A 6,443-nucleotide genomic window follows, 5' to 3' on the forward strand; every position below is an offset into this window, starting at 1 on the left:
TTCAAGCCCTGCGTGCCTGAAGCACCGAAGCATAGTTGGCGACCGCCATGCCGCCCATGTTGAACAGCAGACCGAACTCGGGATTCGGCACAGCCAGGCCAATCGGCTCGCCAGTCAGCTGCCGAAAGGCCATTGCGTGCATCGACACTCCCGTGGCGCCCACCGGATGCCCCTTGGCCTTGAGCCCGCCCGACAGGTTCACCGGCAGACGTCCACCCGCCCGCACGATACCGTCATCCAGCGCCCGATGGCCCTCGCCTTTGGGCGTCAGGCCCATGGCTTCGTAGATCAGCAATTCGGCGATGGTGAAGCAGTCATGGACCTCGGCAAAGCTCAGGTCGGCCAAGGTGATATTGGCCCCGCGCAGAGCCGAATGGATCGCGCGCTGCGGGCCTTCAAACGCGAGAATGTCGCGCTGGGCAATCGGCAGGAAATCGTTGACCTGCGTCGCCGAGCGAATCAGTACGTCACGCCGAAACCGCCTGGCGCGCTTGGACGAGGCCAGCACAATGGCCGCAGCCCCATCGCTGATCAGCGAGCAATCGGTCAGGCGCAACGACTCCGCCACATACGGATTGCTCTTGGACACGTTGTTGCAGTGTTCGAAATCCATCACCCGGTGCATCTGCGCCAAGGGGTTGGCCATGGCATTGGAGTGGTTCTTGGTGGCGATCGCGGCCATCGATGCCATCGGGCACTGGTAGCGGTCACGGTACTGTTGCGCGGCCAGGCCGAACAGCTGCGGAAAACTGAGCCCGGCCTCTTCGACATCGTTCTGATAACCGGCACCGGCCAGGGCCTTGGTGACGTCGGCCGTGGAGTTGGAAGTCATCTTCTCGGCGCCCACGATCAATACCAGCTCCGCTGAGCCTGAGCGGATCGCGTTGATCCCTGCATGAATCGCCGCCGAACCCGAAGCGCAGGCGTTTTCGCAACGGGTCGCGGGCTTGAAGCGCAAGCCTGGGTCGGCTTGCAGCATCAACGAGGCGGGAAAACCATCCGCAACCATCCCCGAGTTGAAATGCCCGAGGAACATCGCGTCGATTGCCGAGGCGTCGATGGCGGCGTCTTCCAGGGCTTCGCGGGTGACCTGAACGATAAGGTCTTCCAACGTGGAACCGTCCAGACGGCCAAATCGAGAGTGCGCGGCAGCGACGATGGATACGGAATCATGGGGCATGGTGATTTTCTTCTGTGCTTGGATCAGGCATTCCCTACAATGACCTACCGCCCGGATCGCTCGCTAGTTCGTACAACTACGTACATGAATAAGTAAGCGCTCTGATACAAAGCGTCGTCAGTACCGGATTTAATCGAGGCAGGATGCCCAATGACCGTCTTCGCACATCAACTGAAAGACCTTGAGCGCCTGGCATTCAAGGTGTCGCCCGCCCCGCAACTCATCACCGGCAACCGCGTGATGCTCGACTGCAACGAGGCATTTCTGGAACTGTTCGGCTACCAGCGCGAAGAGCTTCTGGGTCATCTGACCCTGCTGATCTATCCCTCCCAGGCGGACTACAAAGCCATCGGCAATCGCAGCCAGACCTGGTTGCGCAACAGCCAAAGCGGTTCCTACTCCGACGAACGCTTCATGCAACACAAAAACGGTGAAGTGTTCTGGGCCAGGTCGCACGGCTACAGCCTGACCCCCGACGATCCATTCAAACTGATGGTCTGGCACTTCGAACGCATGGACCGGCCGCACCACGCCACCGTGAACCTCACGCCCCGTGAACGCGAAATCTCGATGCACATCGTCAACGGCCTGACCTGCAAGGAAGTGGCCAAAAAACTGGCAATTTCCCACAGAACCGTGGAAGTCCACCGCGCCCGCCTGATGAAAAAGCTGCAGGCAAAAAACAGCGCGGAGTTGGTGTCGAAGATTATTTTTGTGAGTTGACGGGTAAGGCCTTCTCCCCTATTCCGCCTGGTAGGGTCTGTCCCCGGCTTCCTGAACCCAGCTAGACTCAAACTCGTTGAAGCAATATTCGGAGCCTTATATGGAATGGCGCGAAGTGGATGCACGCGATATCGATCTGATTTGTCGGCATCGGGAGGAAATGTTTCGAGAAGCCGGAAGTGATGACGACACGCTTCGGCACATGGCCGAACCGTTCCGTGCGTGGTTGTTACCGCGCTTGATTGATGGGTCGTACTTTGGATTTGTGTTGCTCGATGGGGGCGTGCCGATAGCGGGTATTGGCCTGATGTCTATCGATTGGCCGCCTCACCCGCTGCATCCAACCCAGGACAAACGCGGGTATGTGCTCAACGTGTACACGGAAAAAGACTACCGCCGTCGTGGTTTGGCCCGACAGATGATGGCGCTGGCAGAAAGCGCATTCCAGAAGCGAAATATCGGCTACGCGATATTGCACGCAACAGCGAAGGGCAGACCTCTCTATAGCGACCTGGGCTGGACGCAGACTAGCGAAATGGCCAAGTCGATGATGATGCGGTTTCTTTGTAACTGCGCCTTGAGCAGTAAGCCACTGAGTTTGAAACCGGCAACGCCGTACACTTCGTGACGCAGGACCCCGTCAGCGGAAAAATGATCGGCGCCTCACTCAACCGGCACAAACTCTACTGGTTTTCCAGATACATCAAGGACCCTGAACCACCCCTTCACGCACTTGGTACTGCGAACTGCGAGCTGGATATGAGTCTCGTGCATAAAATCTGTACCAGTGTAAAGCGGTTCACCCTCCCAGAACGGCGAGCGTACAGAATCGTAAGGCTCCATTTGAGCCATTTCTCGGAATGCATGAAGCGCTTCGATCACCTGACAGTCAAGACGACGCAGATAAGGCGTATTTTCCTTTAGCGGTTGGCCACCCTCTTGCTTCGACGCGGCTTCAAGCCCAAGAAAGCTTTCGCGGATTTCGAGCAATGCGCTTTGCGTGGTGAAATCCAAACAGCGGCCCAAATCGATCACAGCCCCCACGACGAAGGGGTCTTTGATTTTTTCTCGTTTCTGCGCGTTAGTAGCAAAACTCAGCGCACGCTGAGGGTTATTTTCCCAGAAGTAGACGCCACCACCGAGCCAATCATAATCGTTGGTACTGTCGTAAAGGGTTTGTTCGCCGGCCAAAACGCGCTCGCCTACTTCTCGCTCGCATCCATGGAAACCAAGAACGAAGGACGGGGAGATTCTATACATCAGCTAGCCGAAGCTTCCCCATTCACTCGAGCGAAAAAAGCACGAACCTTTTTCGGGTCTTTCAGCATTTCAGAAGCTGACTCTTTGATGCGCTTATAAGCTTCGCTAGGAGCCGACGCCGCAGCAGCATTCGCTGAAGCAATTACCCACATAACCTCAGGTCCGCTGCTGGTAGCTCGAGGAGCTGAGGATATGTGGTGAAAGCAAGTGTCAGAATTTGTGGAAGCAGCAATGTGGGAGATCGCGTAGTCCAATGCAGCAGCACTCGTGTGCAAAAGCGAGGAAGCTTTCACCCCTTTGCCATCAAGCCCCTTGACGTATTTGGCGTGAGGGAGCCCTTCTGGACCGATAACAACCACCAATCCGCGACCTTCGTCGTCAGAAATTTGGGTGGTTACATTTTCGAGTTCCTTGGACATAACTTCCTCGAGCTGAGCGTTATTTCAATGCTCAAATTTGAATAAAGAAAACCTAATATAGTCGGTGACGGATGTTTCGTCACCAATACCAACAAGTTCTCAGACGATCTGCACGTAAAATTTGGTCTCGCCCGATGTCTCCGTCACACATCGCAAAAATCAAAGTCAAAATAAACCAACCCCTTTCCGTTTCAGCACTTCTTTGTCTGTTCTTTCGCCTGCGCCCACACACGCTCCTCCTGCTCACGCAGCTCCGGTGTGAACTCGGCGCCGAAATCCTCCGGCTCGAACACTTGGCGAATCTCGATCTCGGCCTCTGTGCCCGGCATCGGGTTGGGGCAGCGTTTGACCCAGTCGATGGCTTCCTGCTTCGACTTCACCTGCCACAGCCAGTAGCCGGCGATCAGCTCTTTGGTTTCGGCGAACGGGCCGTCGATCACCGTGCGTTTCTCGCCCGAGAAGCGTACGCGGGTGCCCTTGCTGCTGGGGTGCAGGCCTTCGCCGCCGAGGAGGATGCCAGCCTTGACCAGCTCTTCGTTGTAGTTGCCCATCGCGGTCAACAATTCCTGGCTGGGCATCACGCCGGCTTCAGAATCCTGGCTGGCTTTTATAATGATCATGAATCGCATCGTCGTCTCTCCGTTGGATGTGAACTACTCACTACCTTGTCGAACGGTAGCGCCGCAAATCGACAGCCCTTCATTTTTTATTACCGCGCGCCCAACGATCCTAGGACATTTCCCGCACACTGCGGCGGCATTGATGAACTGGAAAGTCTCTTGTCGTGAAGATACCTTTGAATCGTCGCTGCAAATGAGCGACCGGTTGTGACAGGCCGTAAAAGTGTAGGCCTCTCGAGACTACCGGAGTTCCAGCATGAAAAAGTTCACCCTCAATATCCCCGAAAAAGCCACCTCTCCTGTAAGCAATCTCTTCACCCTTCGTCCTGACATCGACACCGAAACCCTGCTGATCCACACCAGCGAAACCCTCGCCTCGCTCAACGTCATGACCAGCGACCTGGCCTTCCAGCTCGAAGACTCGCGTCGCAACGTGGCGCTGGCGATTCAGCAGTTGATCGTGCTGGGTGAGTTGCTGGTGAATCGGGCGCTGGAGCACTTCGACACGCCGGACGCAGCGCACGAACCTCAACCCGCCGCTCACCACTGAGTCGTCACGTTCTGCTTATGAATGGAGGTTCTGCCATGACTCGATACATGCCCATCACCGGCATCGACTGCACCGTTGCATCCCTGTTGATCGACACCGAGGCACCACTCGACGTGTTGCATGAAACAGCCGCCTACCGCATCCGCACCACGACCCAGTTGCTGGAGATCGTCGCCACCGGCGAGGGGATTCACAGTGAACTGGCACGAGCGCTGGTGGTTTCACTGCGCGATGGTTGTGATTTGCTGGATGTCGTTGGGCGACGATTGCAGGCGCAGGTTTTTCCGTCGTAAGGAAAAAATGGCCCTGGTGAGTAATGCCTGCCAGTTAAGAGATGACAGGGGCATCGCATGACCCGTAGCAGCTGGCGAAGCCTGCGTTCGGCTGTGCAACAGTCGTAAATCCTGCCTCCTCGGTCGATCTGGGAGACCGCACCGCATGATTTTACGACCGCTTCGCGGCCGAACGCAGGCTTCGCCAGCTGCTACGTGTCATGCGTTGTACTCGGAATTTCTTAAGTCGACCAAGCTGACGGATTATCACCTCTCAAAAATGCCTAGGCATCTTCCGAGACAGAGCTCGGACATTTCCCGCAAGCCAAAGCGTCGTGTGTGAACTTGTGCGGAATGAGCCGCAAACCTAATCTGGGCAAACGATACAGACGGTTCGTCTCAAACCGATTGATCGAGATCGCCACTGCCACCAGACTCCACCTTCCGCACTACCCGCTGACAAGGAGGCCACATGCAACGCACTGCGCTACCCAGCCATCTTGTTGGCATTGGCTTGTATACCCCGGCAGAAGCCGCGCTTTACACCGGCATTCCGGCCGCCGATATCCGCCGCTGGTTGTTCGGGTATACCGCCCACGGTGCTCTGCATCCTGGTCTGTGGCCCTCCGAACTGGCTGATCTGGGTGAACCCATCCTGGGTTTTCACGACCTTCTCGAAATTCGCTTTGTTCACGCTTTCCGTAAGCACGGCGTTAGCTTGCAAGCTATTCGCAGCGCTTCGGTGCAAGCAAAAGCGATGTTTGATCAGGCCTATCCCTTTACCTGCAAACGATTCCAAACAGACGGACGGAGCATTTTCGCCACGGTTCTGGATGAACTCGGCGATGACGCCTTGCTTGACCTGGTTAAAAAGCAATACGCCTTCAAACAGGTCATCACGCCATCGCTCTATGAAGGCATTGATTACACGGGCTCAGGTGCCGCTCAACGCTGGTACCCGATCAAACGCAGCAAGGCCATTGTTCTCGACCCCTCCAGAAACTTTGGAAAACCTGTGCTTTCCGTTACAGGGATCGACACGGCAACTGTTTTCAGTGCTTATCAAGCCGAAGGGAACGATGCCAAGCGCGTTGCTCAACTTTACGAGATACCTGCCAACGCAGTAGACGCGGCAGTTAATTTCGAGCTTGGGAATGCGGCTTGAACTTCCTGCTGGACAACAACCTCCCTCCCGCTCTGGCCCGTGCCCTTAACGAACTCTCCAAATCCGAAGGCCACACCGTGACGCCACTGCGGGACAGTTTCCGCGTTCCGTGTGCCTTGGAAGTTTGCGACTCATGGAAAACTTGATCAGATAAAAATCTAAAGCCAGGCCCTACACCGCAATGCTGTTCACTTAAGGAAGTCTGGAGGCCTGAGAAGTATCTGTGGCGAGGGAGCTTGCTCCCGCTGGACTGC

General features: G+C 56.1%; 10 protein-coding genes and 1 pseudogene. 7 read left to right on the forward strand and 4 right to left on the reverse strand.

Annotation, left to right across the window (positions count from 1 at the left end; genetic code table 11):
- Position 1 precedes the first annotated feature (1 nt).
- On the reverse strand, positions 2–1,180 hold the full coding sequence (locus AC3WK5_RS25805) for an acetyl-CoA acetyltransferase (protein ID WP_103320288.1): 1,179 nt from the start codon (positions 1,178–1,180) through the stop codon (positions 2–4).
- 150 nt (positions 1,181–1,330) lie between these two features.
- On the opposite strand from AC3WK5_RS25805, the gene AC3WK5_RS25810 reads away from it, so the two are divergent.
- On the forward strand, positions 1,331–1,903 hold the full coding sequence (locus AC3WK5_RS25810; protein WP_103320286.1) for a LuxR C-terminal-related transcriptional regulator: 573 nt from the start codon (positions 1,331–1,333) through the stop codon (positions 1,901–1,903).
- A 100-nt stretch (positions 1,904–2,003) separates the two neighbouring features.
- Positions 2,004–2,531, forward strand: a complete 528-nt coding sequence (locus AC3WK5_RS25815) for a GNAT family N-acetyltransferase (protein WP_103320285.1) — start codon at positions 2,004–2,006, stop codon at positions 2,529–2,531.
- Between the two features lie 35 nt (positions 2,532–2,566).
- Here the strand turns inward: AC3WK5_RS25815 and AC3WK5_RS25820 are convergent, their stop codons facing one another.
- The 3 genes from AC3WK5_RS25820 to AC3WK5_RS25830 all read right to left on the reverse strand — a co-directional run bounded on the left by AC3WK5_RS25820 (position 2,567) and on the right by AC3WK5_RS25830 (position 4,211).
- Positions 2,567–3,094: a hypothetical protein gene (locus tag AC3WK5_RS25820; protein ID WP_256585332.1), complete on the reverse strand. Its 528-nt coding sequence runs from the start codon at positions 3,092–3,094 to the stop codon at positions 2,567–2,569.
- Positions 3,095–3,162: 68 nt separating this feature from the next.
- Positions 3,163–3,582: a hypothetical protein gene (locus AC3WK5_RS25825; protein ID WP_146039846.1), complete on the reverse strand. Its 420-nt coding sequence runs from the start codon at positions 3,580–3,582 to the stop codon at positions 3,163–3,165.
- Between the two features lie 191 nt (positions 3,583–3,773).
- Positions 3,774–4,211, reverse strand: coding sequence for a YciI family protein (locus tag AC3WK5_RS25830; RefSeq protein WP_103320279.1), 438 nt, complete (start codon positions 4,209–4,211; stop codon positions 3,774–3,776).
- Between AC3WK5_RS25830 and AC3WK5_RS25835 the strand changes: the two genes are divergently transcribed.
- From AC3WK5_RS25835 to AC3WK5_RS25855, 5 genes and pseudogenes are all read left to right on the forward strand, one after another.
- Positions 4,195–4,413, forward strand: coding sequence for a hypothetical protein (locus AC3WK5_RS25835; protein WP_177474875.1), 219 nt, complete (start codon positions 4,195–4,197; stop codon positions 4,411–4,413). The two genes, AC3WK5_RS25830 and AC3WK5_RS25835, sit on opposite strands and share 17 nt — an antisense overlap.
- Positions 4,414–4,458: 45 nt before the next feature.
- Positions 4,459–4,752, forward strand: coding sequence for a DUF6124 family protein (locus AC3WK5_RS25840; RefSeq protein WP_103320277.1), 294 nt, complete (start codon positions 4,459–4,461; stop codon positions 4,750–4,752).
- 35 nt (positions 4,753–4,787) lie between these two features.
- Complete coding sequence (locus AC3WK5_RS25845) at positions 4,788–5,045, forward strand: hypothetical protein (protein ID WP_103320275.1); 258 nt, start codon at positions 4,788–4,790, stop codon at positions 5,043–5,045.
- 451 nt (positions 5,046–5,496) lie between these two features.
- Positions 5,497–6,189, forward strand: coding sequence for a MerR family transcriptional regulator (locus AC3WK5_RS25850; RefSeq protein WP_103320274.1), 693 nt, complete (start codon positions 5,497–5,499; stop codon positions 6,187–6,189).
- Positions 6,186–6,290 (forward strand): annotated as a pseudogene (locus tag AC3WK5_RS25855) (PIN-like domain-containing protein); the annotation flags it as partial. The gene AC3WK5_RS25850 and the pseudogene AC3WK5_RS25855, both read left to right, overlap by 4 nt.
- Positions 6,291–6,443: the final 153 nt, after the last annotated feature.

The organism is Pseudomonas sp. FW306-02-D09B, assembly GCF_058782685.1.

Excerpts from the sequence above, each read along its gene's own strand:
- AC3WK5_RS25825 (WP_146039846.1), bottom strand. The coding sequence starts at position 3,582 with ATGTCCAAGGAACTCGAAAATGTAACCACCCAAATTTCTGACGACGAA.
- AC3WK5_RS25815 (WP_103320285.1), top strand. The coding sequence starts at position 2,004 with ATGGAATGGCGCGAAGTGGATGCACGCGATATCGATCTGATTTGTCGG.
- AC3WK5_RS25830 (WP_103320279.1), bottom strand. The coding sequence starts at position 4,211 with ATGCGATTCATGATCATTATAAAAGCCAGCCAGGATTCTGAAGCCGGC.
- AC3WK5_RS25845 (WP_103320275.1), top strand. The coding sequence starts at position 4,788 with ATGACTCGATACATGCCCATCACCGGCATCGACTGCACCGTTGCATCC.
- AC3WK5_RS25840 (WP_103320277.1), top strand. The coding sequence starts at position 4,459 with ATGAAAAAGTTCACCCTCAATATCCCCGAAAAAGCCACCTCTCCTGTA.
- AC3WK5_RS25810 (WP_103320286.1), top strand. The coding sequence starts at position 1,331 with ATGACCGTCTTCGCACATCAACTGAAAGACCTTGAGCGCCTGGCATTC.
- AC3WK5_RS25850 (WP_103320274.1), top strand. The coding sequence starts at position 5,497 with ATGCAACGCACTGCGCTACCCAGCCATCTTGTTGGCATTGGCTTGTAT.
- AC3WK5_RS25805 (WP_103320288.1), bottom strand. The coding sequence starts at position 1,180 with ATGCCCCATGATTCCGTATCCATCGTCGCTGCCGCGCACTCTCGATTT.
- AC3WK5_RS25835 (WP_177474875.1), top strand. The coding sequence starts at position 4,195 with ATGATCATGAATCGCATCGTCGTCTCTCCGTTGGATGTGAACTACTCA.